23 protein-coding genes are annotated in these 25,493 nt (G+C 63.0%); all 23 read left to right on the top strand.

The genetic code is table 11. From position 1 onward, the window contains the following. The first annotated feature begins 31 nt into the window (after positions 1 to 31). The 23 genes from serC to HWE04_RS08905 all read left to right on the top strand — a co-directional run bounded on the left by serC (position 32) and on the right by HWE04_RS08905 (position 25,493). The gene (serC, locus tag HWE04_RS09015) at positions 32 to 1,144 is read left to right on the top strand and encodes a 3-phosphoserine/phosphohydroxythreonine transaminase (RefSeq protein ID WP_241812243.1); all 1,113 of its coding nucleotides are present in this window, start codon (positions 32 to 34) and stop codon (positions 1,142 to 1,144) included. A 129-nt stretch (positions 1,145 to 1,273) separates the two neighbouring features. Beyond that, positions 1,274 to 2,347 (top strand): prephenate dehydratase, encoded by a 1,074-nt coding sequence (gene pheA / locus HWE04_RS09010; RefSeq protein WP_006462114.1) that lies wholly within the window; start codon positions 1,274 to 1,276, stop codon positions 2,345 to 2,347. A 39-nt stretch (positions 2,348 to 2,386) separates the two neighbouring features. Beyond that, a complete protein-coding gene (locus HWE04_RS09005; RefSeq protein WP_241812177.1) occupies positions 2,387 to 3,274 on the top strand; it encodes a prephenate dehydrogenase in 888 nt (295 codons plus the stop codon). Positions 3,275 to 3,351: 77 nt separating this feature from the next. Next, positions 3,352 to 4,683: a 3-phosphoshikimate 1-carboxyvinyltransferase gene (gene aroA, locus HWE04_RS09000; protein ID WP_241812176.1), complete on the top strand. Its 1,332-nt coding sequence runs from the start codon at positions 3,352 to 3,354 to the stop codon at positions 4,681 to 4,683. A gap of 58 nt (positions 4,684 to 4,741) precedes the next feature. Further along, positions 4,742 to 5,410 carry a (d)CMP kinase gene (cmk, locus tag HWE04_RS08995; RefSeq protein WP_006462117.1) on the top strand — a complete coding sequence of 223 codons (669 nt, stop codon included), beginning with the start codon at positions 4,742 to 4,744 and terminating at the stop codon, positions 5,408 to 5,410. 215 nt (positions 5,411 to 5,625) lie between these two features. Next, entirely contained in the window at positions 5,626 to 7,341 is a 1,716-nt protein-coding gene (gene rpsA / locus HWE04_RS08990; protein ID WP_077235498.1) for a 30S ribosomal protein S1, read from the top strand. 13 nt (positions 7,342 to 7,354) lie between these two features. Beyond that, on the top strand, positions 7,355 to 7,660 hold the full coding sequence (locus tag HWE04_RS08985; protein ID WP_006462119.1) for an integration host factor subunit beta: 306 nt from the start codon (positions 7,355 to 7,357) through the stop codon (positions 7,658 to 7,660). 318 nt (positions 7,661 to 7,978) lie between these two features. After that, positions 7,979 to 8,305 carry a LapA family protein gene (locus tag HWE04_RS08980; protein WP_241812175.1) on the top strand — a complete coding sequence of 109 codons (327 nt, stop codon included), beginning with the start codon at positions 7,979 to 7,981 and terminating at the stop codon, positions 8,303 to 8,305. Between the two features lie 16 nt (positions 8,306 to 8,321). After that, the gene (gene lapB, locus HWE04_RS08975) at positions 8,322 to 9,497 is read left to right on the top strand and encodes a lipopolysaccharide assembly protein LapB (protein ID WP_039874394.1); all 1,176 of its coding nucleotides are present in this window, start codon (positions 8,322 to 8,324) and stop codon (positions 9,495 to 9,497) included. Positions 9,498 to 9,546: 49 nt separating this feature from the next. Next, positions 9,547 to 10,926 (top strand): UDP-glucose dehydrogenase family protein, encoded by a 1,380-nt coding sequence (locus HWE04_RS08970; RefSeq protein ID WP_102662253.1) that lies wholly within the window; start codon positions 9,547 to 9,549, stop codon positions 10,924 to 10,926. A gap of 1 nt (position 10,927) precedes the next feature. Further along, the gene (gene rfaE1 / locus HWE04_RS08965) at positions 10,928 to 11,863 is read left to right on the top strand and encodes a D-glycero-beta-D-manno-heptose-7-phosphate kinase (protein WP_342222434.1); all 936 of its coding nucleotides are present in this window, start codon (positions 10,928 to 10,930) and stop codon (positions 11,861 to 11,863) included. 130 nt (positions 11,864 to 11,993) lie between these two features. Next, positions 11,994 to 12,395, top strand: coding sequence for a ComEA family DNA-binding protein (locus tag HWE04_RS08960; protein WP_241812174.1), 402 nt, complete (start codon positions 11,994 to 11,996; stop codon positions 12,393 to 12,395). Positions 12,396 to 12,658: 263 nt separating this feature from the next. After that, positions 12,659 to 13,630 (top strand): GGDEF domain-containing protein, encoded by a 972-nt coding sequence (locus HWE04_RS08955; protein WP_241812173.1) that lies wholly within the window; start codon positions 12,659 to 12,661, stop codon positions 13,628 to 13,630. 108 nt (positions 13,631 to 13,738) lie between these two features. Beyond that, positions 13,739 to 15,865 carry a DNA polymerase III subunit gamma/tau gene (locus HWE04_RS08950; protein ID WP_241812172.1) on the top strand — a complete coding sequence of 709 codons (2,127 nt, stop codon included), beginning with the start codon at positions 13,739 to 13,741 and terminating at the stop codon, positions 15,863 to 15,865. Positions 15,866 to 15,950: 85 nt separating this feature from the next. Further along, the gene (locus HWE04_RS08945; protein WP_006465014.1) at positions 15,951 to 16,277 is read left to right on the top strand and encodes a YbaB/EbfC family nucleoid-associated protein; all 327 of its coding nucleotides are present in this window, start codon (positions 15,951 to 15,953) and stop codon (positions 16,275 to 16,277) included. A 103-nt stretch (positions 16,278 to 16,380) separates the two neighbouring features. Then, on the top strand, positions 16,381 to 16,683 hold the full coding sequence (locus HWE04_RS08940; protein ID WP_006465015.1) for a YciI family protein: 303 nt from the start codon (positions 16,381 to 16,383) through the stop codon (positions 16,681 to 16,683). Further along, positions 16,680 to 17,276, top strand: coding sequence for a recombination mediator RecR (recR, locus tag HWE04_RS08935; protein WP_006465016.1), 597 nt, complete (start codon positions 16,680 to 16,682; stop codon positions 17,274 to 17,276). The genes HWE04_RS08940 and recR overlap by 4 nt, the downstream gene beginning before the upstream one ends. Positions 17,277 to 17,567: 291 nt before the next feature. Next, positions 17,568 to 18,815, top strand: coding sequence for a CaiB/BaiF CoA transferase family protein (locus tag HWE04_RS08930; RefSeq protein WP_241812171.1), 1,248 nt, complete (start codon positions 17,568 to 17,570; stop codon positions 18,813 to 18,815). Positions 18,816 to 18,939: 124 nt separating this feature from the next. After that, positions 18,940 to 19,977 carry an ABC transporter substrate-binding protein gene (locus tag HWE04_RS08925; RefSeq protein ID WP_006465019.1) on the top strand — a complete coding sequence of 346 codons (1,038 nt, stop codon included), beginning with the start codon at positions 18,940 to 18,942 and terminating at the stop codon, positions 19,975 to 19,977. A gap of 151 nt (positions 19,978 to 20,128) precedes the next feature. Next, the gene (locus HWE04_RS08920) at positions 20,129 to 20,938 is read left to right on the top strand and encodes an ABC transporter ATP-binding protein (protein ID WP_006465020.1); all 810 of its coding nucleotides are present in this window, start codon (positions 20,129 to 20,131) and stop codon (positions 20,936 to 20,938) included. 37 nt (positions 20,939 to 20,975) lie between these two features. Beyond that, positions 20,976 to 21,827: an ABC transporter permease gene (locus tag HWE04_RS08915; protein WP_102662259.1), complete on the top strand. Its 852-nt coding sequence runs from the start codon at positions 20,976 to 20,978 to the stop codon at positions 21,825 to 21,827. 267 nt (positions 21,828 to 22,094) lie between these two features. Then, positions 22,095 to 23,657 carry a methyl-accepting chemotaxis protein gene (locus HWE04_RS08910; RefSeq protein WP_241812170.1) on the top strand — a complete coding sequence of 521 codons (1,563 nt, stop codon included), beginning with the start codon at positions 22,095 to 22,097 and terminating at the stop codon, positions 23,655 to 23,657. Positions 23,658 to 23,780: 123 nt separating this feature from the next. Continuing rightward, positions 23,781 to 25,493: a putative bifunctional diguanylate cyclase/phosphodiesterase gene (locus HWE04_RS08905; RefSeq protein WP_241812169.1), complete on the top strand. Its 1,713-nt coding sequence runs from the start codon at positions 23,781 to 23,783 to the stop codon at positions 25,491 to 25,493.

Here is a 25,493-nt window from a genome sequence, read left to right as displayed (position 1 = left end):
CCGGCCGCCTTTTTTGATGGCGAACGCAGAAATGGTCTATAACTTTTCCGCCGGACCGGCGGTATTGCCCAAGGAAGTGCTGCAACAGGCGGCCGACGAGATGCTGGACTGGCATGGCAGCGGCATGTCGGTCATGGAGATGAGCCATCGCGGCAAGGAGTACATGTCCATCATCGAAGCCGCGCTGGCCGACGTGCGCGCGCTGATGAACATCCCCGCCAACTACAAGGTGCTGTTCCTGCAGGGCGGGGCGATTGCAGAAAACGCCATCATCCCCATGAACCTGGCGGCCCTGCGTTCACCGGCCGGCAAGCATGAAGTGGGCGTGGCCGACTACATCAACACCGGTTCCTGGTCGGCCAAGTCGATCAAGGAGGCAGGGCGCTATTGCACAGTGAACGTGGCGGCTTCCTCGGCCGACCGCAAGTTCGCCAGCATTCCGGCACGCAGCGAATGGAAGCTCTCGCGCAATGCCGCCTACGTCCACATCTGCAGCAACGAGACCATCGACGGCGTCGAATACCAATACACTCCTGAGGTTGCAGCCGATACCGATGGCGCGCCGTTGGTGGCCGACATGTCCTCGCACATCCTTTCGCGCGAGGTCGATGTCTCGAAATACGGCGTCATCTATGGTGGTGCCCAGAAGAACATCGGCCCGGCCGGCGTGACCATCGTCATCGTCCGCGAAGACCTGCTGGGTCACGCGCTGCCGTTCTGCCCCTCGGCCTTCGACTGGAAGATCGTGGCCGACAACGACTCCATGTACAACACTCCGCCGACCTACGCGATCTACATCGCCGGCCTGGTGTTCCAGTGGATCAAGCGCCAGGGTGGCGTGGCCGCGCTGGAAGCGCGCAACATCGCCAAGGCCGGGCTGCTCTACGGTTACCTGGATAGCACCGATTTCTACAGCAACCGTATCGCAGCCGATTGCCGTTCCCGCATGAACGTGCCGTTCTTCCTGCGCGACGAGTCGCTCAATGACACTTTCCTGGCCGGCGCCAAAGAGCGCGGCCTGCTGCAGCTGAAAGGCCACAAGTCGGTCGGCGGCATGCGTGCATCGATCTATAACGCGATGCCGATCGAGGGCGTACAGGCCCTGGTCGATTATCTGAAAGACTTCGAAAAGCAGCACGGCTGAGCCGCACCTGACCGGGCATCCAGCCCGAGCGGTGCCGGCCTTCGGTCGTGCGCCATGCCAATGCCATGCCAAGAGCGCCGCAGGCCGGTCTTCGCGCCGGAATGCGGCTGCAGACACTGAAAGAGCAAGATGAGTGACGACAAGTTGCTGCCCCTGCGCCAGAAGATCGATGCCATCGATGCGCAAATCCTCGACCTGCTGAACCAGCGCGCCCGCGTCGCGCAGGAAGTGGGCCACGTCAAGGCCGAGACCAATGCCCCCGTGTTTCGCCCCGAGCGCGAAGCCCAGGTGCTGCGCCGCGCCGCCGACCGCAATCCCGGTCCCTTGCTGGGGACCGATATCCAGACCATCTTCCGCGAAGTGATGTCGGCCTGCCGCGCGCTGGAAAAGCGCGTGGTCGTCGCCTATCTCGGCCCCGAGGGCACCTTCAGCGAACAGGCGGTGTACCAGCAGTTCGGCCACGCCATCGAAGGCCTGCCCTGCGTGTCCATCGATGAAGTGTTCCGCGACGCCGAAGCCGGCACCGCCGATTTCGGCGTGGTGCCCATCGAGAATTCTTCCGAAGGCGTCATCAACCGCACTCTCGATCTGTTGCTGCAGACCACCCTGACCATCAGCGGCGAAGTCTCCATCCCGGTGCATCACAGCCTCATGACCGCCGACGGCAAGATGGATGGCATCACCCGCATTTGTGCACACTCGCAGGCTCTGGCCCAGTGCAATGCGTGGCTGAATATGAACTATCCTTCCATCGAACGCCAGGCGGTGGCCTCCAACGCCGAGGCGGCGCGCATGGCAGGTGAAGACAAGAGCGTGGCGGCCATCGCCGGCGAGATCGCTGGCCAGAAGTACAACCTGCAGACCGTCAATGCCCACATCCAGGACGACCCGCACAACCGCACCCGCTTCGCCATCATCGGTCGTCTGCGCACGGCGCCCTCCGGTCGCGACCAGACCTCCATCGTGCTGTCGGTGCCCAACAAGGCGGGGGCGGTCTACAACCTGCTGGCGCCACTGGCGCGTCATGGCGTGTCGATGACGCGCTTCGAGTCGCGGCCGGCCCGCATGGGCGCGTGGGAATACTATTTCTACGTCGACCTGGAAGGTCACGAGCAGGACGAGAAGGTCGCCCAGGCGCTGGAGGAACTGCGCCAGAATGCCGCCTTCTTCAAGCTGCTGGGTTCCTATCCGCTGGGCCTGTAAGTGCCGGCTGTCCTGACACCTTTACCGTCCGAGTCCACCGTGTTCAAGAAAGTCGTCATCTTCGGCGTGGGCCTCATCGGCGGCTCGTTTGCCCTGGCGCTGCGCCGTGCCGGCCAGGCCGCCCACATCGTCGGCGTCGGTCGCTCCCCGGCCAGCCTGGAGCGCGCCTGCGAACTGGGTCTCATCGATAGCGTTGCCACCGACCCGGCGGCTGCAGTCGATGGGGCCGACCTGATCCTGCTGGCCGCCCCGGTGGCCCAGACCGAAGCCATCCTGGCCTCCATCGCGCCCTACCTGGCACCGCGGGCCATCGTTACCGACGCTGGCAGCACCAAGGGCGACGTGGTCGCCGCAGCCCGCAAGGCGCTGGGTGCGCGCATCAGCCAGTTCGTCCCCGCCCATCCGATCGCCGGGCGTGAGCAGCATGGTCCGGAAGCCGCCCTGGCCGACCTCTACGAAGGCAAGAAGGTGGTCATCACCGCCTTGCCCGAGAACGCCGCGCAGGACGTGGAAACGGTCGCCGCCGCCTGGCGCGCCTGTGGTGCCGTCATTCACCGTCTTTCGCCGCAGGAGCATGATGCGGTGTTCGCCTCGGTCAGCCATCTGCCGCATGTGCTGGCATTTGCGCTGGTGGACGATATCGCCGCCAAGCCGCATGCGGACACGCTGTTCCAGTATGCGGCCAGTGGTTTTCGCGATTTCACCCGCATCGCCGCTTCTTCGCCCGAGATGTGGCGCGACATCACACTTGCCAACCGCGATGCCCTGTTGACCGAAGTCGATGCCTATCTGGTGCAATTGCAGTCCATCCGCGAGATGATCGCCAATAGCGATGGCCCCGCGCTGGAACGGGTCTATGCCAGTGCCCGCGATGCGCGCCAGCAATGGGCCGCCGCCATCGAGGCTGCCGAACGCAAGAACGGCTGAGCCAGCCTGGCCGGCAGAATAATGAAACTTTGCGTGCCGCTGCGGCGGCCCGATTCATCCACCGAAAACGAATCACGATGAAACAGCCTTCCTACCCCCGTCATATCGACCTGGCTCCAGTGCACCACGTGCAAGGCACGGTCAAGCTGCCCGGCTCCAAGAGCATCTCCAACCGCATCCTGCTGCTGGCGGCGCTGTCCGGCGGCACCACCCGCATCTTCGACCTGCTGGCCTCCGACGATACCCTGGTCATGCTGATGGCCTTGCAGACCCTGGGCGTGAAGTGGGAGCAGATCGAAGGCACCCAGGATTACATCGTGCATGGCGTCAACGGCGTGCTGCCGGTGCACCAGGCCGATCTCTTCATGGGCAATGCCGGCACCGCCATCCGCCCGCTCACCGCCGCGCTGGCCGTGCTGGGTGGCGACTACACGCTGCACGGCGTGCCGCGCATGCATGAGCGCCCCATCGGCGACCTGGTCGATGCCCTCAATGCGGTCGGCATGCGCATCGACTACACCGGCAACCCGGGTTATCCACCGCTGCACATCCGTCGTGGCCAGCTGAGCTCCTCGCGCATGAAGGTGCGTGGCAATGTGTCCAGCCAGTTCCTGACCGCCTTGCTGATGGCGGCGCCCTTGATGGCGCGCGAAGAGGCGATGCAGATCGACGTGGTCGGCGAGCTCATTTCCAAGCCCTATATCGAGATCACGCTGAACCTGATGCGCCGCTTCGGCGTCGAGGTCGAGCGTGATGGCTGGCAACAGTTCATCATCCAGCCCGGCCAGCACTACCGCAGCCCGGGCAGCATCCACGTGGAGGGCGATGCGTCCTCGGCCTCCTACTTCCTGGCGGCCGGCGCCATCACCGGCGGCCCGATTCGGGTCGAAGGGGTGGGTCGCGACAGCATCCAGGGCGATGTGCGCTTCGTCGAGGCGCTGCAGCAGATGGGGGCCACCATCACCATGGGTGAGAACTGGATCGAGGCCTCGTCCAATGGCCCCTTGAAGGCCATCGAAGCCGATTTCAACCATATTCCCGACGCCGCCATGACCATCGCCGTGGCCGCGCTCTATGCCGACGGCCCCAGCACCTTGCGCAATATCGCCAGCTGGCGTGTCAAGGAAACCGACCGCCTGGCTGCCATGGCCACTGAGCTGCGCAAGCTCGGCGCCGAGGTGGAGGAGGGCGCCGACTACCTGAAGGTGACGCCGCCGGCCGAGATCGGCAGCGCCGCCATTGACACCTATGACGACCATCGCATGGCCATGTGTTTCTCCCTGGCATCGCTGGATGGTGCATTGCGGCGTGGCAACCGGGTGCGCATCAATGACCCCAAATGCGTGGCCAAGACCTTCCCGGATTACTTCGACGTCTTCAAAAAGATTGCCGAGCAAACCTTGATCTGATAAACCCTGTAGTAACGAGAAATTGCACTAAATTATTCACTGATAAAGGGTTCAGGCCATGGAAAAAGCAAAGATACCGGTCATCGCCATTGATGGTCCCACCGCCTCGGGCAAGGGCACCGTGGCCCAGAAGGTGGCCCAGCAACTGGGTTTCCATTACCTGGATTCGGGCGCGCTGTACCGCCTGACGGCGCTGTCCGTGCTGCGGCGCGGCATCGCCCTGGACGACGAGCATGCGCTGGCCAAGGCGGCCGAGCACCTGCACTGCCATTTCGATGGTGCCCACATCTTCCTGGCCAATGAAGACGTGACCCAGGCCATCCGTGCCGAAGAGGTTGGCAATACCGCTTCCCGCATCGCCGCCCTGATCACCGTGCGCCAGGCCTTGTACGGCCTGCAGTTGTCATTCAGGAAATCCCCCGGCCTGGTGGCCGATGGTCGCGACATGGGTACCGTCATCTTCCCCAACGCCCGTCTGAAGGTGTTTTTGACCGCCAGTGTGGAAGCGCGCGCCACAAGACGCTATAAGCAATTGATTGACAAGGGTTTTTCTGCTAATATCGAAGACCTCTCCAGAGATTTGAAGGAACGTGACGAACGCGACATGAGTCGCTCGTCGGCCCCCTTGAAGCCTGCGGAGGGCGCATATCACCTGGATACATCCGACATGACCGCTGACGAAGCGGTGCAGCAGGTACTCAGCTGGTACGCTGCCCTGGGGCATTGAAAGCGCCTGAATCTGCTTGAAAAAGCGCCTTTCGCTGCCATCATGGGCAAGTCCTTGTTGTACCCGTAGTGCCATTGGTGCCCGGCAGATGCAAAGTCTGACGGGTGTTGATAAACCTAACCCAGTATCCATGCCGTCGGCGGCAACGCAGGCGGCAGTGCAAGTCGGGACGATTGCATCGTACGGATACCGGCCAATCTTTCTTACTTTCTTTTATGTCTACCACTACCGTTATCGCTGCAGGTGTTGATACCTCCAGCGAATTTGCTGCTCTGTTTGAAGAATCGCTGTCGCGTCAGGACATGCGTTCGGGTGAAGTCATCTCGGCAGAAGTCGTGCGCCTGGATCACAACTTCGTGATCGTCAACGCCGGCCTGAAGTCGGAAGCATTCATCCCTGTTGAAGAATTCAAGAACGACAACGGCGAAGTCGAAGTCAACGTCGGCGACTTCATCTCCGTTGCGATCGAATCGCTGGAAAACGGCTTCGGCGACACCATCCTGTCGCGCGACAAGGCCAAGCGTCTGGCATCGTGGCTCTCGCTGGAAAAGGCGATGGAGTCCGGCGAGATCGTCACCGGTACCGTCAATGGCAAGGTCAAGGGCGGCCTGACCGTTCTGACCAACGGCATCCGTGCCTTCCTGCCGGGTTCGCTGGTCGACACCCGTCCGGTCAAGGACACCACCCCGTTCGAAGGCAAGACCCTGGAATTCAAGGTCATCAAGCTGGATCGCAAGCGCAACAACGTCGTTCTGTCGCGCCGTGCCGTGATCGAAGCCTCCATGGGCGAAGAGCGCGCCAAGCTGATGGAAACCCTGAAGGAAGGCACCGTCGTCACCGGTATCGTCAAGAACATCACCGACTACGGTGCGTTCGTTGACCTGGGTGGCATCGACGGCCTGCTGCACATCACCGACCTGGCATGGCGTCGCGTGCGTCACCCGTCGGAAGTGCTGTCGGTTGGCCAAGAGATCACCGCCAAGGTCCTCAAGTACGATCAAGAGAAGAACCGCGTCTCCCTGGGCGTGAAGCAACTGGGCGACGATCCGTGGACCGGTCTGTCGCGTCGCTACCCGCAAGGCACCCGCCTGTTCGGCAAGGTCACCAACCTGACCGACTACGGTGCATTCGTGGAAGTCGAACAAGGCATCGAAGGCCTGGTGCACGTCTCCGAAATGGACTGGACCAACAAGAACGTGGCCCCGAACAAGGTTGTCCAGCTGGGCGACGAAGTCGAAGTCATGGTTCTGGAAATCGACGAAGAGCGTCGTCGTATCTCCCTGGGCATGAAGCAGTGCAAGCCGAATCCATGGGACGACTTCGCCATGAGCCACAAGAAGGGCGACAAGGTCAAGGGTTCCATCAAGTCGATCACCGACTTCGGCGTGTTCATCGGCCTGCCGGGCAACATCGACGGTCTGGTGCACCTGTCCGACCTGTCCTGGACCGAAGCTGGCGAAGAAGCCGTGCGCAAGTTCAAGAAGGGCGACGAGCTGGAAGCCGTTGTTCTGGCCATCGACGTGGAACGCGAGCGCGTCTCCCTGGGCGTGAAGCAACTGGAAGGCGACCCGTTCAACAACTTCGCCGCCCTGAACGACAAGGGTGCGTTGGTGACCGGTACCGTCAAGTCGGTTGAGCCCAAGGGTGCTGTGATCCAGCTGAACGACGAAGTCGAAGGCTACCTGCGTGCATCCGAAATCTCCCGCGACCGCGTGGAAGATGCCGGTACCCACCTGAAGGTTGGCGATTCCGTCGAAGCCCTGGTCATCAACATCGACCGCAAGGCGCGCAGCATCCAGCTGTCGATCAAGGCCAAGGACAACGCCGAGACCCAGGAAGCCATGCAGAAGATGTCGGCTGACTCCAACGCTGCTTCGGGCACCACCAGCCTGGGCGCGCTGCTGAAGGCCAAGCTCGACAACAAGAACTGATCTTCCGGTCACGATGACGAAGTCGGAGCTGATCGCCCGTCTGGCTGAGCGTTATCCGCAACTTGTCGCCAAGGATGCGGATTACGCGGTCAAGACCATCCTCGATGCCATGGTCGACGCACTCGCGACCGGCCAGCGTATCGAGATCCGTGGTTTTGGCAGCTTCGCGCTCAACCGCCGTCCGCCGCGTATCGGCCGCAATCCCAAGTCTGGCGACAAGGTGATGGTTCCCGAAAAACGGGTGCCGCACTTCAAGCCCGGCAAGGAATTGCGCGAACGCGTCGATGCGATGGTCGGCCAGCCAATCCGCGAGGATTGAACCGGCTTGGCCTGTGACCAGGCAGTTCTTGTCGCCAGCTTCATTGATGGCGATGTCAGGCTGCAGTAATCGTTGACGCCTTGCACCTGCCCAGCGCACGCTGAGCGGGTGTAAAGGCAGATCAACAAAATGAACGGCATCTTTGGATGCCGTTTTTTTTCACGTACAATCCGCATTTGACCTGGATTGACCTGGAAAGCGAGCGAAACAGGCCCGATTTTTCCGGCCAGCGCAATAATTGCGATCCGGCACGCCCCGCCGCGAGGTGCGCAGGCGGCCTTCCGGGCAGCACACTGACCCGCCAGAAAGGATTACGCCATGAAAATACTCTCCCGATTGATCGCGGCCATCCTGTTCGTGTTCTTCTTTTTCTTCGCCCTGCGCAACACCCAGGAAGTAACCATGCACTTCTTCCTCGGCTATGAGCGCAGCGACCCGCTGGTGCTGGTCCTGCTGGCCTTCTTCGTGATCGGCGCGGTCCTGGGCGTGCTGGCCATGGTGCCGCTGGTCTTGCGCCATCGCCGTGAAGCCTCGCGCTACAAGAAGACCCTGGCCCAGATCCAGAAGGCCCAGGAAGACCTGGTCCAGGCACAGGCCCAGCCGCCACAGCCAGACAGCGTGATAACAGCGCAGCACATCCTCTAATTGCTCCTCTCTCTTTATGGAATTTGAATTTTGGTGGTTGCTCGGCATCCCGGTCTTCTTCGGACTCGGATGGATTGCCGCGCGGGTTGACATCAACCAGTTGCTGTCCGAATCGCGTACCCTGCCACGCGGCTATTTCAAGGGCCTCAACTTCCTGCTCAACGAGCAACCCGACAAGGCCATCGACGCCTTCATCGAAATCGTCAAGCTGGACCCGGAAACGGTAGAACTGCACTTTGCCCTGGGCAACCTGTTCCGCCGCCGCGGCGAGACCGAACGCGCCATCCGCGTGCACCAGAACCTGCTGGCGCGCCCGGACCTGCCGGCCGAGCACCACGGACATGCCCTGTATGAACTGGGCCAGGATTATCTGAAGGCTGGCCTGCTGGACCGCGCCGAGGAAACCTTCAACAAGCTCATCGACACCCCCTACAGCGCCCAGGCCGGTCGCGCCCTGCTGGAAATCTACCAGCGCGAGAAGGAGTGGACCCGCGCCATCGCCGCGGCCGAGATCCTGCAGGCCACCGGCGCCGGTGGCCGCCAGCGCGAGATCGCCCAGTTCTATTGCGAACTGGCTGCCGACGAACTGGTGCGCACCAATACCGATGCCGCCATGTCCCTGCTGGACAAGGCCCTGGCCGCTGACCGCAAGAGCGTACGCGCCACCATGCTGATGGGCGACGCGCTGCGCGCCCGTGGCGACATCGAGGGCGCGCTGGAAACCTGGCGACGTGTGGAGCACCAGAGCGTGCCGCATACTGCCCTGGTGGCGCAGCGCCTGATGGATGGCTATATCGCCGTGGGCCGCCCGCAGGAGGGTATCAACCTGCTGCGCGCCTACCTGGCCGAAGCGCCGTCGATCGACTTGCTGGAAGTGGTCTTCAAGGCCGTCCTCGACGCCGATGGCATCGACGCCGCCAACGTCCTGGTCAGCGACGAACTGCGTCGTACGCCCACGCTGCTGGGCCTGGACAAGTTCCTGGAAGCCCGCATGATGAGTGCGCCCCAGACCGTGCGTCCCGAGCTGGCGGTAGTCAAGACCCTGGTGCATGGCTATACCCAGAAGCTGGCACGCTACCAGTGCAGCCACTGCGGTTTCAAGGCCCGCCAGTTCTATTGGCAATGCCCGGGCTGCAGCCAGTGGGAGACCTATCCGCCGCGCCGCACCGAAGAACTGAACGTGATGAACTGAACGTGATGAATCAAGGCCGCATGGCCGTACCTGACACTCTGGATCTACCATGAAAATCACCATCATCGGCACCGGCTACGTTGGCCTGGTGACCGGCGCCTGCCTGGCCGAACTCGGCAACGATGTGTTCTGCCTGGACCTCGACCAGCGCAAGGTCGACATTCTCAACAACGGCGGCATCCCCATCCACGAACCCGGCCTGGAAGAAGTGGTGGCGCGCAACCGTGCTGCCGGCCGCCTGCAGTTTTCCACCGACGTGGCCGCCAGCGTGGCCCACGGGGATATCCAGTTCATCGCGGTGGGTACTCCGCCCGACGAAGACGGCTCGGCCGACCTGCAATACGTGCTGGCCGCCGCCCGCAACATCGGCCGTCACATGGAAGGCTTCAAGGTGGTGGTCGACAAGTCTACCGTGCCGGTGGGTACGGCTGACCGCGTCAAGGCCGCCATCGCCGAGGAACTGGCACAGCGCGGCAAGACCGATGCCAGCTTCTCGGTGGTCTCCAATCCGGAATTCCTCAAGGAAGGCGCAGCGGTAGAAGACTTCATGCGCCCCGACCGCATCGTGATCGGTCACGATCAGAGCGCCGATGGCCAGCGCGCACAGAAGCTGATGAAGAAGCTCTACGCGCCCTTCAACCGCAACCATGAGCGTACCTACTGGATGGACGTGCGCTCGGCCGAATTCACCAAATACGCCGCCAACGCCATGCTGGCCACGCGCATTTCCTTCATGAACGAGCTGGCCAACCTGGCCGATCGGGTAGGCGCCGACATCGAGTCCGTGCGTCACGGCATCGGTTCCGACCCGCGTATCGGTCACAGCTTCCTGTATGCCGGCTGCGGCTATGGCGGCTCCTGCTTCCCCAAGGATGTGCAGGCGCTGGAGCGCACCGCCCGCGACTACGACCAGGAACTGCTGATCCTGCAGGCCGTCGAGCGTGTCAACGATCGCCAGAAGCACGTGCTGGGCAAGAAGATCGTCACCCGCTTCGGCGAAGACCTGGCTGGAAAGCACTTCGCGATCTGGGGGCTGGCCTTCAAGCCCAATACCGACGACATGCGCGAAGCGTCGTCGCGGGTGCTGATCGGCGAACTGGTACGACGCGGCGCCAGCGTGGCCGTCTACGATCCGGTGGCCATGAAGGAAGCCGGCCGCGTGCTGGAACTGGACTTTGCCGACGATACGCAGTTGCTGCAGAAGATCCGTTTCGCCGCGTCGCCCAATGACACCTTGCAAGGTGCCGACGCCCTGGCCATCGTCACCGAATGGAAGGCTTTCCGCAGTCCTGATTTCGAGCGCGTCAAGGCGGTACTGAAGACCCCGGTCATCTTCGATGGCCGCAACCTGTTCGATCCGCAGCTCATGGCCGACAGCGGCATCGAATACTACGGCATCGGCCGCACTCTTCAAGCGCGTGGACAATAACGTGAACAAGGACCTCTCTTCCGCCTGGGATTCCGCCCGCATCCTCATCGTGGGCGATGTCATGCTGGACCGCTACTGGTTCGGCGAAGTCAATCGCATCTCTCCCGAAGCCCCGGTTCCGGTGGTGCGCGTGGAACGCCGAGAGGAGCGCCTGGGTGGTGCCGCCAACGTGGCACGCAATACGGCCAGCCTGGGAGCCAGGACGGCGCTGCTGGGCGTCACCGGCGACGACGAGCCGGCGCGCGTGATGGAGAACATGCTGCGCGAAATGGGCATCGACAGCCACCTGAACCGCGACCCCAGCATCGCCACCATCGTCAAGCTGCGTGTGATCGGGCGCCAGCAGCAGCTGGTGCGCATCGACTTCGAAGAGGCGCCTACCGATACCGTATTGCGCGACAAGCTGACCCAGTTCAACTCGCTGGTGGCCGATTACGACGTCATCGTCTTTTCCGACTACGCCAAGGGCGGGCTGGTCAACGTCGCTGAGATGATCGCCACCGCGAAGAAGCTGGGCAAGCGCATCCTGGTCGACCCCAAGGGCGATGATTTCACGCGTTACGCCGGCGCCTCCATCCTCACGCCCAACAAGTCGGAGATGGTGCGCATCGTCGGCCAGTGGAAGAACGAGGAAGACCTCACCGCACGTGCCCAGAAACTGCGTACCGAACTGGGCCTCGAAGCCTTGCTGCTGACCCGTTCGGAAGAAGGCATGAGCCTGTACCGCGACGGCGAAGTTACTCACTTCCCCACCATGGCGCGTGAAGTGTTCGACGTATCTGGCGCAGGCGATACCGTCATCGGTACTCTCGCCGTGATGCTGGGCGCAGGTGCTTCGCTGGTGGATGCCGTCACCATGGCCAATCGTGCCGGAGGCATTGTGGTCGGCAAGCTCGGTACCGCCACCGTGACCCGCGAGGAATTGCTGGCAGGGTGATTTGAGAGCGGTTTTCTAGCTGGATTACTGTCAACAGGCTGCTGTGACTTTCGTTGAGGATGGGCAGCGCATTTCCGGATGCGCTGCCCTTTGTTTTTTCCCTCAATCCAGAAAGTCGAAAGGACGCATCATGTTGAAGAAAACCCTGTTGTTCGTACTGAGCTTTTTCGTCGCTACCGGTCTCGCCCTGGCCGAGGTGGACGTCAACAAGGCCGATCAGGCCGCCCTCGACGGCGTACGCGGAATCGGTCCCTCCATGTCCAGGCGCATCCTGGATGAACGCCAGAAGGGCGGTAGCTTCAAGGACTGGAGCGACCTGCAGGCCAGGGTCAAGGGCATCAAGGACAAGGCCGCCGCGAAGCTGTCTGCCAATGGCCTGACGGTGAACGGTCAGCCTAAGTCCGGAGCGCCCGGCGACGCGGCGGCCCGCTCGGGTAAGGCTGCCAAATCCCCGCGCGCTGAGAACAAGGGCAAGGAGCCCGCCGCCAAGGCTGACAAGATGGCTGAAGAGCCGGCGGCCGCCAAGAAGTGACGGCTAAAAGTTGCTGATCTGAGGAAAGCCTTCGTAGCAAGGGCATCCGCAGGGTGGCACGACAGCGTCGATGGATCTGGCGCCTGACGGCGGGCCGAGGTAGGGGAGGCCTGCTGTTCGATGTCAGGCAATGGGAAGCGGGCGAGAGCGATGTCCGCGCTTCTTGTGCATAACTAAATCTTGTTTCTCGAAAAATTTGGGGTTAAAGTGAGCCGCAGCCTGCCGTTAACCTGGGCAACCACGTCCATCTGCGTTGATGAATCATGATAATTGCCGAGCTCCCCGTCAATGAAGCTGCCCGCATCGACGCCCTGCATTCGCTGCGCATCCTCGATACGCCCAGGGAAGAGCGCTTCGACCGCCTGACCCGCCTGGCGCGGCGTCTGTTCGATGTGCCGATGGCGGTGGTGTCGCTGGTCGATGTCCATCGCCAATGGTTCAAGTCCTGCGTAGGACTGGGCGATGCCACCGAGACCTCGCGTGACGTTTCCTTCTGCGCCCATGCCATCCTGAGCGAAGACCTGACCATCGTTCCCGACGCCCGGCTCGATGCGCGTTTCGCCACCAATCCCCAGGTCACCGGCGAACCCTTCATCCGGTTCTACGCAGGATGTCCCATCAAGAGTGAAAGCGGCTTTACCCTGGGTACCTTGTGCCTGGTCGATACGGTCCCCCGCAATTTCGATGTCGATGAGCAATCCCTGCTCAAGGACCTGGCTGCCATGGTCGAACAGGAACTGGCTGCCGTGAAACTGGCCACCATCGACGACCTTACCGGGGTCTCGAACCGGCGCGGCTTCGAGGCGCTGGCCCGGCATGCCCTGGCCAACGCCCGGCGCATCGGCCATGCCGCCTGCGTGCTCAACTTCGACCTGAATCATTTCAAGCAGATAAACGACCGCTTCGGGCATTCCGAAGGCGATCAGGCCCTGACCGATTTCGCCGGCCTGCTCATGGCCAACCTGCGCGAATCCGATGTCATCGGGCGCCTGGGCGGTGATGAATTCGCGGTTTTCCTGACCAATACTTCCCTGGACGATTCGGTCGTCGTCCTGCAGCATCTGCAGCAGGCGGTGCAAGCCTTCAACCAGAGCGGCCAGCGCCAGTATCAACTGGACTACTGCGTCGGTGCGGTGCAGTACGATGCAGCGCGGCACCCTGACCTGGCTGCCCTGCAGCGCGACGCCGATGCAGCCATGTACGAGCGCAAGAAGGCGCGCCGCGCCGCGCCCTGATCCAGTCAGCGGGGGCTGGCGGCGGCAGTGCATGCAGGCAAAGGCGATACGGGCGGCGAAATAGCTTAAAATGCCCCCCTGAGCCAAAAAGCCGACTGCAGCCACCTCATGTCCTATCAAGTTCTCGCCCGTAAATATCGTCCCCGCAGCTTCGACACCCTGGTAGGCCAGGAACACGTCGTGCGCGCGTTGACGCACGCGCTGGAACAGCAGCGGCTGCACCACGCCTACCTGTTCACCGGTACCCGGGGTGTAGGCAAGACCACGCTCTCGCGCATCCTGGCCAAGTCACTCAATTGCGTCGGCCCGGATGGCAACGGCGGCATCACCGCGGCTCCCTGTGGCGTGTGCGAAGCCTGCGTGGCCATCGATGCCGGCCGCTTCGTCGACTACATCGAGATGGACGCCGCCTCCAACCGCGGTGTGGACGAGATGGCGCAGTTGCTGGAACAGGCCATCTACGCGCCGTCCAACGCCCGCTTCAAGGTCTACATGATCGATGAAGTGCACATGCTCACCAACCACGCCTTCAACGCCATGCTGAAGACGCTGGAAGAGCCGCCCGAGCACATCAAGTTCATCCTCGCCACCACAGATCCACAAAAGATTCCCGTGACCGTGCTGTCGCGCTGCCTGCAGTTCAACCTGAAGCAGATGCCGCCCGGCCACATCATCAGCCATCTCGACAATATCCTGAACCAGGAAGGCATCGCGTTCGATCCCCCCGCGCTGCGCCTGCTGGCGCAGGGGGCCTCGGGCTCCATGCGCGATGCGCTGTCGCTGACCGACCAGGCCATCGCCTATGCCGCCGGCCGGGTCACCCTGGAAGCCGTGCAGGGCATGCTGGGCGCGCTGGACCAGTCCTACCTGATCCGCGTCCTCGACGCCCTGGCCGTGCAGGATGGCGCCGCACTGCTGGGTGTGGCCGACGACATGGCGACCCGCAGCCTGTCCTACAATGCGGCACTGCAAGACCTGGGGACGCTGCTGCACCAGATCGCGCTGGCGCAGGCCGTACCGGCTGCACTGGCCGAGGACCTGCCCAACCGCGAAGATATCCTGCGCCTGGCGACCCAGTTCAGTCCCGAGCACGTGCAGCTGTTCTACCAGATTGCCGTGCACGGCCGCAATGAACTGGGCCTGGCCCCGGACGAATACGCCGGCTTCAGCATGACGCTCTTGCGCATGCTGGCTTTCCGCCCGGTCAGCGCCACTGGCTCCGGCCCGGTGCCCGGCGCTGCAGCACCGACTGCGGCCCGCCCGGCCGCACCGCGCCAAGCGGCCCCGTTGATGGCGCCGCAAGCGGCCGTGACCAGCGCCCCGGTCACCCGCGTGCAGGCCCCGGCAGCAGCGCCAGCGCCGACCGTGCCGACTGCACTGAATGCACCGGCCGCAGCAAGCGCATCCGCAGCACCTGCAGCACCGGCTATGCGTGCTGCATCGGGAGCCCCGGCAGCCCCTGCTTCAGCCCGCGAGGCGGCGCTGATGGCAGCCCGCGTCGGCAAGAACGGCAAGGCTCCCGCTGCTCGTCCGACACCCGCGCCGACACCGGCATCGGCGCCTGCAGAGGTCGCTGCGCAGGCGGCTTCCGCCCCGGCTGCTTCGGCTCCCCGTGCCGCCGCGCCGCTTGCGTCGGACGTGCCGGACATGCCCGAACCACCGCCCTTCGACGCCATTCCGCCCTGGGAAGAGGATGCACGCGGCGACACGATGCCGCCCGCTGGCTTCGCGGCTGAAAAAAAAACTGAGCCCGCTGTCGCCGTCGCACCGGCCGCGCCCGTCGCACCCCAGCGTCCGGCCGCCACACCCGCACAGCAACAGGAAACCGCCCGCATCGCCGCTGAACTGGGCTGGGACGGCCATTGGCCCAGCCTGGCCGCCAGCCTGGCACTGCGCGGTGTGGCCCATCAGATGGCGTTCCAGAGCGAACTGGTGCGCTGCGAAGCGCTCAATGGCGGCAATGTCTGCTTCCACCTGCGCATCCCCCTCGATACCCTGCGTTCCTCGGGCAGCGTGGAAAAACTGGTGGCCGCCCTGTCAGAACGCTTCGGCAAGGAAATCCGCGTGGAAACCGAACTCGGCGCCGTCGCCGACACGGCCAACGCGGTGGCCGAAGCCGAACGCGCCGAGCGCCAGCGCAAGGCTGAACAGAAGATGACCAGCGACCCCTTCGTGATGACCATGATGCGCGAATTTGGCGCCACCATCGTGCCGGGGTCGATCCAGGCGTTGTGAAGCAGGAACGGAAGGACCGACCGGATTGCCGGGCGCTTCCGCAAACGCGATAGAATCCCGTGAAATTGAAACAAGGAGCATGAGCATGATGAAAGGTCAACTCGCAGGTCTGATGAAGCAAGCACAGGCCATGCAGGACAACATGAAGAAGGCCCAGGAACAACTGGCCAACATCGAGGTGGAAGGCCAGTCCGGCGCCGGCCTGGTGAAGGTCGTGATGACCTGCAAGAACGATGTCAAGCGTGTCTCCATCGATCCGTCGCTGCTGGCTGACGACAAGGACATGCTGGAAGACCTGGTCGCTGCCGCCTTCAACGACGCCGTGCGCAAGGCTGAAGCCACCGCCCAGGAAAAGATGTCCGGCGTCACTGCCGGCATGCCGATGCCCCCGGGCTTCAAGATGCCGTTCTGAGGTCGGTGCGGCCCGCGCATGCATGCCGGGCCGCCACGATCGCTGCGGTAAAGCAAGACATCCATGATGTTGACGGAATGCACGATTGTTTAGGGGATGCACCATGTTCATCGTCTCGATCACGTACACCAAGCCGGCAGGCGACATCGACTCCCTGCTGACCGCGCACAAGAAATTCCTGAACCAGCAATATGCCGACGGCGTGTTCCTGATGTCGGGCCGCAAGGTCCCGCGCACCGGCGGCATCATCATTGCCGATTGCGCCGATCGTGCCGAGATCGAAGCCATCATGGAGTCTGATCCCTTCTTCATCGGGGGCGTGGCCGAATACGAGATCATCGAATTCGTGCCTTCGATGACCGCCGAGGCGCTGGAAGCCTTCCGCTATTCCGTAGACCGCAATTGAAAACGCCCTCCAGTCTCACCGTCCTCACCGAATCGCTGCGCCGGCTTCCCGGCATCGGGCCCAAGACCGCGCAGCGCATGGCCTACCACCTGCTGCAGCATGATCGCGACGCCGCTGCCGAACTCAGCAAGTCGCTGGCGCAGGCGCTCGATACCATCCGTCATTGCGCGTTGTGCAACACCTTCACCGAGCAGGTCATCTGCGAGACCTGCCAGGACAGCCAGCGCGACCATACCCAGCTCTGCGTGGTGGAGTCGCCCTCCGACCAGGTCATGATCGAGCAGACGCTGACCTTCAAGGGCCTGTATTTCGTCCTCATGGGGCGCCTCTCGCCGCTGGACGGCATCGGCCCGCGTGACATCCATCTCGAAAAGCTGATCACCCGCGCCACCGATGGCGTGGTCACCGAAGTGGTGCTGGCCACCAACTTCACCAACGAAGGCGAAGCCACCGCCCACTACATCAGCGAAACCCTCAAGGCCCGTGGCCTCAAGGTCAGCCGCCTGGCACGGGGTGTCCCGGTCGGCGGCGAGCTGGAATACGTCGATGCCGGCACCATCGCCCGCGCCATGCTGGACCGCCGCACGACGTGAGGCCGGGCAGGTTTTCAGATGAAAAACTTGCAGGCATGAGGTCGACGATGAAGGTCAAAATGCGCGACATCCAGTCCATGCTGCAATAGAATGACGACTGCCAGCCGCCCGCTACCCCCGGGAGGCTGCCGCAGGCGACAGCGCAGCAACACTGCGCACCGGACTGCACACCAACCCACGCATTTCAGGACACTGGCCACTACCCGACAAGAGCCAGGTCCGGCATCACGATCAGGAGGAGATCACCGGATCGGCCGCGCCGCAGCGCGTCAGCCATCCGGTGCAAGTACGATGAGCACTGGCACATCCAAGCCCGGCCCGCTGGCCGGCATCAAGGTACTGGAACTCGGTACGCTGATTGCAGGCCCGTTCTGCTCGCGCATGCTGGCCGAATTCGGCGCCGATGTGATCAAGGTCGAAGCCCCCGGCAACGGCGACCCGCTGCGCCAATGGCGCGTGCTCAAGGATGGCACCTCGCTGTGGTGGTCGGTCCAGGCCCGCAACAAGAAGAGCATCACCCTCAACATGAAGGACGAGCGGGCCCAGGAAATCGCCCGCAAGCTCGCCCTGGAGGCCGACGTCATCATCGAGAACTACCGTCCCGGCGTGCTGGAGAAGTGGAAGCTCGGCTATGAAGACCTCAGGCAGATCAACCCTGCCACCATCATGGTGCGCCTGTCCGGCTACGGCCAGACCGGCCCCTTGCGCGACCTGCCGGGCTTCGGCGCCATCGGCGAATCGATGGGCGGTATCCGCTACGTTTCCGGCCACCCGGATCGTCCACCGGTGCGCATCGGCATTTCCATCGGCGACTCCATCGCCGCCCTGCACGGCGTCATCGGCGCCATGATGGCGCTGCGCCACCGCGACGTCACAGGCGGCCGCTGGAACGGCAAGCAGGGTGACGACTGCGTCGCCGGCCAGGGTCAGATGGTGGATGTGGCCTTGTACGAGGCCGTCTTCAACATGATGGAATCGATGGTCCCCGAGTTCGACTTTGCCGGCGTGGTGCGCGAGCGCACCGGTGGCGCGCTGCCCGGCATCGTGCCCTCCAACACCTACACCACGGGCGACGGCATGAACATCGTCATCGCCGGCAATGGCGACGCCATCTTCAAGCGCCTGATGACTGCCATCGGTCGCGACGACATGGCCAGCGACCCCGGTCTGGCACGCAACGACGGACGTGTCCCGCGTACCGCCGAGATCGACGCGGCCATCCAGCAGTGGTGCAGCACGCAGACCATCGACAATGCCCTGACCACGCTGCAGGAGGCCGACGTCCCGGTCGGCAAGATCTACTCGGTCAAGGACATGATGAGCGACGCCCAGTTCCTGGCGCGTGACATGTTCGAGCAGCACCAGTTTGCCGACGGCACGCCGGTCAAGCTGCCCGGCATCACGCCCAAGATGTCCGAGACACCCGGCCAGACCAAGTGGCTCGGTCCCGAGCTGGGCGCCCACAGCGATGAAATCCTGCAATCGCTGGGGTATGATGAGGCCCACATCAAGATGCTGCGCGACCACGGCGTGGTCTGAGCGGCACGCAACGGTAGCGCAATCTGCACGGGATTGCGGACCAACACTGCACTGGCTGCAGACAATAAAGCAGCAAAAACGCAGCAAAAACGCAGCACCCCCATCCACACACGGAGGAGACATAATGAAATTGAGCTGGAAGCAATTGCTGATCGCCGCGGGCCTGTTCCTGGCCGGCTACTTTTCCTTCAACGGCAGTGCCGGTGCGCAGGCACTGGAGAAGCCCAAGGTGTCCATCGCCGTCGGTGGCAAGAACCTGTTCTATTACCTCCCGCTGACGGTGGCCGAACAGCTCGGTTATTTCAAGGATGAAGGCCTGCAGGTCGAGATTTCCGACTTCGCCGGCGGTGCCAAGGCCTTGCAGGCGATGGTGGGCGGCAGCGCCGACGTGGTCTCGGGCGCCTACGAGCACACCATCAACATGCAGGCCAAGGGCCAGGCCATCGTCGCCTTCGTGCTGCAAGGCCGTGCGCCGCAGATCGTGCTGGCCGCCAACAACAAGACCATGCCCAACTACAAGAGCGTGGCCGACCTCAAGGGCAAGAAGATCGGCGTGACCGCACCCGGTTCATCCACCAGCATCATGGCCAGCTATGTGCTGGCCAAGGCCGGCCTGAAGCCCACCGACGTCTCCTTCATCGGCGTGGGTGCCTCGGCCGGTGCGATCTCGGCCATCCGCTCCGGCCAGATCGATGCCATCGCCAACCTGGACCCGGTGATCTCCATGCTGGAACAGCACAACGAGATCAAGACCATCGCCGACACCCGCACCCTGAAGGACACCAACGACGTCTTCGGTGGCCCGATGCCGGCCGCCACCCTGTACGCCCCGGCGGCCTTCGTCCAGAAGTATCCCAACACCACGCAAGCCCTGACCAACGCCATGGTGCGCGCGCTGAAGTGGATCCAGAAGGCTGGCCCCTCGGACATCATCAAGGCCGTGCCGGAGAGCTACCTGCTGGGCGACCGTTCGCTCTACATCGATGCCTTCATGAAGGTGCGCCAGGCCATTTCGCCGGATGGCTACTTCCCGCCAGGTGGTCCGGATACCGCCCTGCGTACGCTGAAGGCCTTCGAGCCCTCGCTGGCCGACAAGCAGATCGACCTCTCCAAGACCTTCACCAATTCCTTCGTGCAGAAGGCCAACGCCAAGTACAAGTAAGAAGCAAGGCTCCCACCCGATGCGAATGCACAGCAAATGCCCGGCAACGGGCATTTGCGCATCTGAACGGGGCGCTTGCCTGTGTCTCATCCAGCGCGGCCGTGCCGGCCCGTAATGCAGTGAAGTCCTGAATCCCTGAAGCCCAGACGCCATGACGCCAGCCCTCCAGTTCGACAACATCACCTGCACCTTCGTCTCCAAGGACGATCGTTCCCAGCGCTACACCGCCGTGGCCAATACCGACCTGTCCATCGCACCGGGCGAATTCGTCTCCGTGGTCGGCCCCACCGGCTGTGGCAAGTCCACCCTGCTCAACGTCGGTGCCGGCCTGCTGCAACCCTCCTCGGGCAGCGTCAAGGTATTCGGCGAAGAGCTCACCGGCATCAATCGCCGCGCCGGCTATATGTTCCAGGCCGAGGCGCTGATGCCCTGGCGCAGCGCGCTGCAGAACGTGATCGCCGGCCTGCAGTATCGCGGCCAGGACGAGAAGGCGGCTGCCGAACTGGGCGAACAATGGCTGGCCCGCGTGGGTCTGCAAGGCTTCGGCGACCGTTACCCGCACCAGCTCTCCGGCGGCATGCGCAAGCGTGTGGCCCTGGCGCAGACCCTGATCCTGGACCCCGACATCATCCTCATGGATGAACCCTTCTCGGCCCTCGATATCCAGACCCGCCAGCTGATGGAAAACGAGGTGCTGGACCTGTGGAACGCCAAGAAGAAGGCCGTGCTCTTCATCACCCACGACCTCGACGAAGCCATCGCCATGTCCGATCGCGTGATCGTGCTGGCCGCGGGCCCTGGCACCCACCCCATCGGCGAATTCAGGATCGACCTGCCGCGCCCGCGCGATGTGGCCGAAATCCGCATGCATCCCCGCTTCGTCGAACTGCACCAGCAGATCTGGGACGTGCTGCGCGACGAAGTCCTCAAGGGATATCAACAACAGAAGCGCGCAGCGTAAGCCGTACCGGAAAAGATCAGGGAAGAGAATCAGCACCATGTGGAAATTACTGAAACCGAATCACAAGAACATCCGTTTCTGGCAACTGATGGTATTGGCCATCGTCCTGCTGGTGTGGCATGTGGCCACCCGCAATCCGCAGACCGCCTTCTTCTTCGGTGAACCGCTGAAGGTGGCCCAGCGCATCTGGGAGTGGTTCACGGTGGGCAGCGGCTCGCTGGAAGTGGGCATAGGCGATACCACCTTCTTCACACTCACTTTCCCCGCCGAGATCTATTCACACCTGCTCATCACGCTGACCGAGACCGTGCTGGCCTTCGTCATCGGCACCGTCTTCGGCCTGGGCATCGGCCTGTGGCTGGCGCTGTCGCCGACCGCCTCGGCCATTCTCGATCCCTACGTGAAGGCCGCCAATTCCATGCCCCGCGTGATCCTGGCCCCGATCTTCGCCATGTGGTTCGGCCTGGGCATCTGGTCCAAGGTGGCCCTGGCGGTCACGCTGGTGTTCTTCATTGTCTTCTTCAACGTCTACCAGGGCGTCAAGGAAGTCAGCCCGGTGGTGTTGGCCAATGCCCGCATGCTGGGCGCCAACGCGCGCCAGCTGCTGCGTACGGTCTACCTGCCCTCGGCCACCTCGTGGGTGTTCTCCAGCCTGCACACCTCCATCGGTCTGGCCTTCGTCGGCGCGGTGGTGGGTGAGTACCTGGGCTCGGCGCGCGGCGTCGGTTACCTGATCCTGCAAGCCGAAGGGACCTTCGACATCAACACCGTCTTTGCCGGCATCGTCGTGCTGACCGTCTTCGCGCTGGTGCTGGACCTGGCCGTGGGCGTGATCGAGAAGCGGCTCATGAAGTGGCAGCCCAAGAGCGGAGAGACTGAAAAGCTCTGAATGCTTGGCCGGGAGGACACAGCGGATTGAAAAAACAACAAGTAAAGCAACCGGAACATCGATAGGGTCGTGTCAGACCGGAACCGGATATCGGAGAGGCGCCAGTGGCAACACCGGCGCCTTTTTGTTGCTCGCCGTCCTGGAGTTCATCCGTATCGGGAAATGCCCTAGATCCCCCAACCCCGCCTTTGTCTATAGTGAGTCACTACATGGATTGATTCACTCCGGATCGGTCGATGTCCAACAATCACATCCCGAGGGGGAACAATGAGTGTGTTCAAGAATATGAAAATCGGCACCAAGTTATCGCTGGGGTTTGCCGTCCTGCTGGTACTGACGGTGATCCTGGCTGCCGTTGCACTGGTCAGCATCCAGTCACTGACGACCTCCATCAAGGCCGCAGATGCCGTCCAGGACCGGCGCCTGGTGCCGCTCTATCTGGCGCGCGAGGCGCTGGACCAGACCGGCCTTGCGGCGCGCAATGCCTATGTATTCCGTAGCGACGCCGATGCTGCCAAGGAACTGGCCATCGTCGATGAACAGAAGAATATCTATCTCAAGGCACTGGCCGAACTCGAACCGGAAATGGCCGGCAACAAGAGTTTCGACAAGGTACGGACCGGGCTGCTGCAGATGGCCGAGGAACTCAAGCGTCCACGCATCTATCGCGAAAGCGGGAAGAACGAGGAATTCCGCGACTTCCTGGTCAATGAATGCAGCCCCCTGCGGCGCCAGATCGTGCAGGACATCAACAAGGTCATTGCGGAAGTGGACGCCGAAAACGACCGCGCGCATCACTCCACGCTGGAAATGGCGACCCACGGTTCCATGGTGGTCGCCGCGCTCACCTTGCTGGTGACGTTCATCTCGATCATCGTGGCCGTACTGATCACCCGCAGCCTGCTCAAGCAACTTGGCGGTGAACCCGCCTATGCTGCCGACATCGCCCAGCAGATCGCTGCCGGTGACCTGACCTCTGAAGTGGTGACGCGGCCCGGCGATAACGCCAGTCTGCTGCTGGCCATCAAGAAGATGCGAGACAGTCTGGTCGCCATTGTCGGCAAGGTGCGTGAAGGCACCCAGACCATCGAACAGGCTTCCTCCGAGATTGCCACCGGTAACCTGGACCTGTCTTCCCGCACGGAGCAACAGGCCGGTGCCCTGGAGCAGACCGCCTCCGCCATGGAAGAACTGATGTCCACCGTAAAACAGAACGCCGACAACGCCAGGCAGGCAAGCCAGCTTGCGGTATCGGCCTCTGAAGTGGCCAGACAGGGCGGCGTCGCCGTGGGCCAGGTGGTGAGTACCATGGAAGGCATCAATGCCTCCTCACGCAAGATCGTCGACATCATCAGCGTCATTGACGGTATCGCGTTCCAGACCAATATCCTGGCCTTGAACGCGGCAGTGGAAGCTGCCCGGGCCGGTGAACAGGGCCGCGGCTTCGCAGTCGTGGCGTCGGAGGTGCGCAACCTGGCGCAACGCAGCGCCACCGCTGCCAAGGAAATCACCGAACTCATCAATGACTCGGTGGGGCAGATCGGCCAGGGCAGCAACCTGGTCCAGCAGGCTGGCGCGACGATGGAAAACGTGGTCAACAGCGTGAAGCGGGTGACCGATGTGGTCGCCGAGATCTCGCACGCCAGTCAGGAGCAGAGTCACGGCATCACCCAGGTCAACCTGGCCATCACCCACATGGATGAGGCCACGCAGCAGAACTCGGCGCTGGTCGAGGAGGCCGCTGCCGCCGCCAATTCGATGATGGAGCAGGCGGCCACCCTGGCCAGCCTGGTCTCGACCTTCCGGCTTGATGCCCGCCAGCGTGCGTAGCGCCAACGCCACGGTACTGACGGTGGGCCAGCGTACAATGACGGCTTGAACAGCGCGCCGCCCGTGGCCCATGAGGGTTATCCGGCAGGACGGCATGCAAATCGGGGAGTGGGGGCAAGGGCGATGAGCCAGCAGAATGACTTGATCGAATTCGGTTCGGAAAACGCCTATCGGCTGCTGGTGCAGCGGATCAAGGACTACGCCATCTACATGCTGCGTCCGGATGGTGTGGTCGCCAGCTGGAATGCCGGCGCCCAGCGCTTCAAGGGCTATACCGCCGACGAAATCATCGGCCAGCATTATTCGGTCTTCTATGAAGAGCCTGATCGTCTCGCTGGCCTGCCCGCCACCAACCTGGCCCTGGCCCTGCGCGAGGGCAAGTTCGAGGACGAGGGCTGGCGCGTGCGCAAGGATGGTTCACGTTTCTGGGCGCACGTGGTGATCGATCCGATCTACCAGGAAAATGGACGCCTGCTGGGGTTCGCCAAGATCACCCGCGACCGCACCGAGCAACTGGAAACCAACGAAAAAATCCTCTTCATGGCCCGGCACGATGCCATGACCGGCCTGCCCAACCGTGTCCATTTCCTGGAACGCCTGGACGAAGCCATGTCCACCCTGCATGCCGGCCAGCAACAAGTGGCCGTGGTCAGCATCGACCTGGATGGCTTCAAGGAAATCAACGATGCCTTCGGTCATGGCGTGGGCGACCAGCTGCTCTCCGAACTGGGGAAGCGTCTCAAGAACACCGTGGGCGAGGGCGAGACCGTGGCGCGCTTCGGCGGTGACGAATTCGTCGCCTTCAAGGTATTCCGTCAGCAGCGCCATCTGGCGGACTTCATCAGCCGTCTGCAGCGCGCCCTGACCACCATGCTGCACCTGGCGCAGACCGACATCGTCCCCGGCGCCAGCCTGGGGGTGGCGATGTTTCCCGGCGACGCGGGTGACCGCGGACAATTGCTCAACAATGCCGATCTCGCCATGTATCGCGCCAAGAAGAGCATGGACGAAAAGATCTGCTTCTACGAAGCCAGCATGGACGAGGCTTCGCGCGCCCGTCGTGCCATGGCACGCGATATCTGGACTGCACTGGAACGCGGGGAGTTCTTCCTGAACTACCAGATACAGCGCGCCGTCAGCTGCGACGAGATCACCGGCTATGAGGTTCTCCTGCGCTGGCAACATCCGGTACAGGGACTGATCCCGCCGGCCGTATTCATCCCGGTGGCCGAAGAGTGCGGCGCCATCGGCGCCATCGGCGACTGGGTGCTGGAGCACGCCTGTCGCGAGGCGGCGCAATGGAATCTGCAGCCGCGCATCGCCGTCAACCTGTCGGCCCTGCAATTGTCCAATGCCGGCCTGGTGGAAAAGGTACGCTCGGTGCTGGCCGCCACCGGCCTGCCAGCGCAGCGGCTGGAACTGGAAGTCACCGAAACCGCCATCATCGCCGACCGCGAACGCGCCCTCTACCTGCTGCAGCAGCTCAAGGCCATGGGCGTGACCATTGCCATGGACGATTTCGGCAGCGGCTATTCCTCGCTGGAGACCCTGCGTTCCTTCCCCTTCGACAAGATCAAGCTGGACCGCAGCTTCATCAGCGAGCTGGAAACCAGCCAGCAGGCCAAGGCCTTTGTGCGTGCCATCCTGGCACTGGGCCACAGCCTGAATGTGGCGGTGCTGGCCGAAGGTGTAGAAACCGAAGCCCAGCGCGCCATCCTTGAGCAGGAGGGCTGCCAGGAAGGGCAGGGCTATCTGTTCGGCCGACCGGCGCTGCTGAGCGCCCTGGGTGAGCTGGCGCAGGCGGTGCCGCCCCATGAGGTGCCACGTCGCGCCTGA

Origin of the sequence: Herbaspirillum sp. C7C2, from assembly GCF_022627865.1 — a bacterium.
Classification (GTDB): Bacteria; Pseudomonadota; Gammaproteobacteria; order Burkholderiales; family Burkholderiaceae_D; genus Herbaspirillum; species Herbaspirillum frisingense.
Note: the sequence above shows the minus strand (reverse complement) of the source record. Positions and strands in the feature narration are given on the sequence as shown.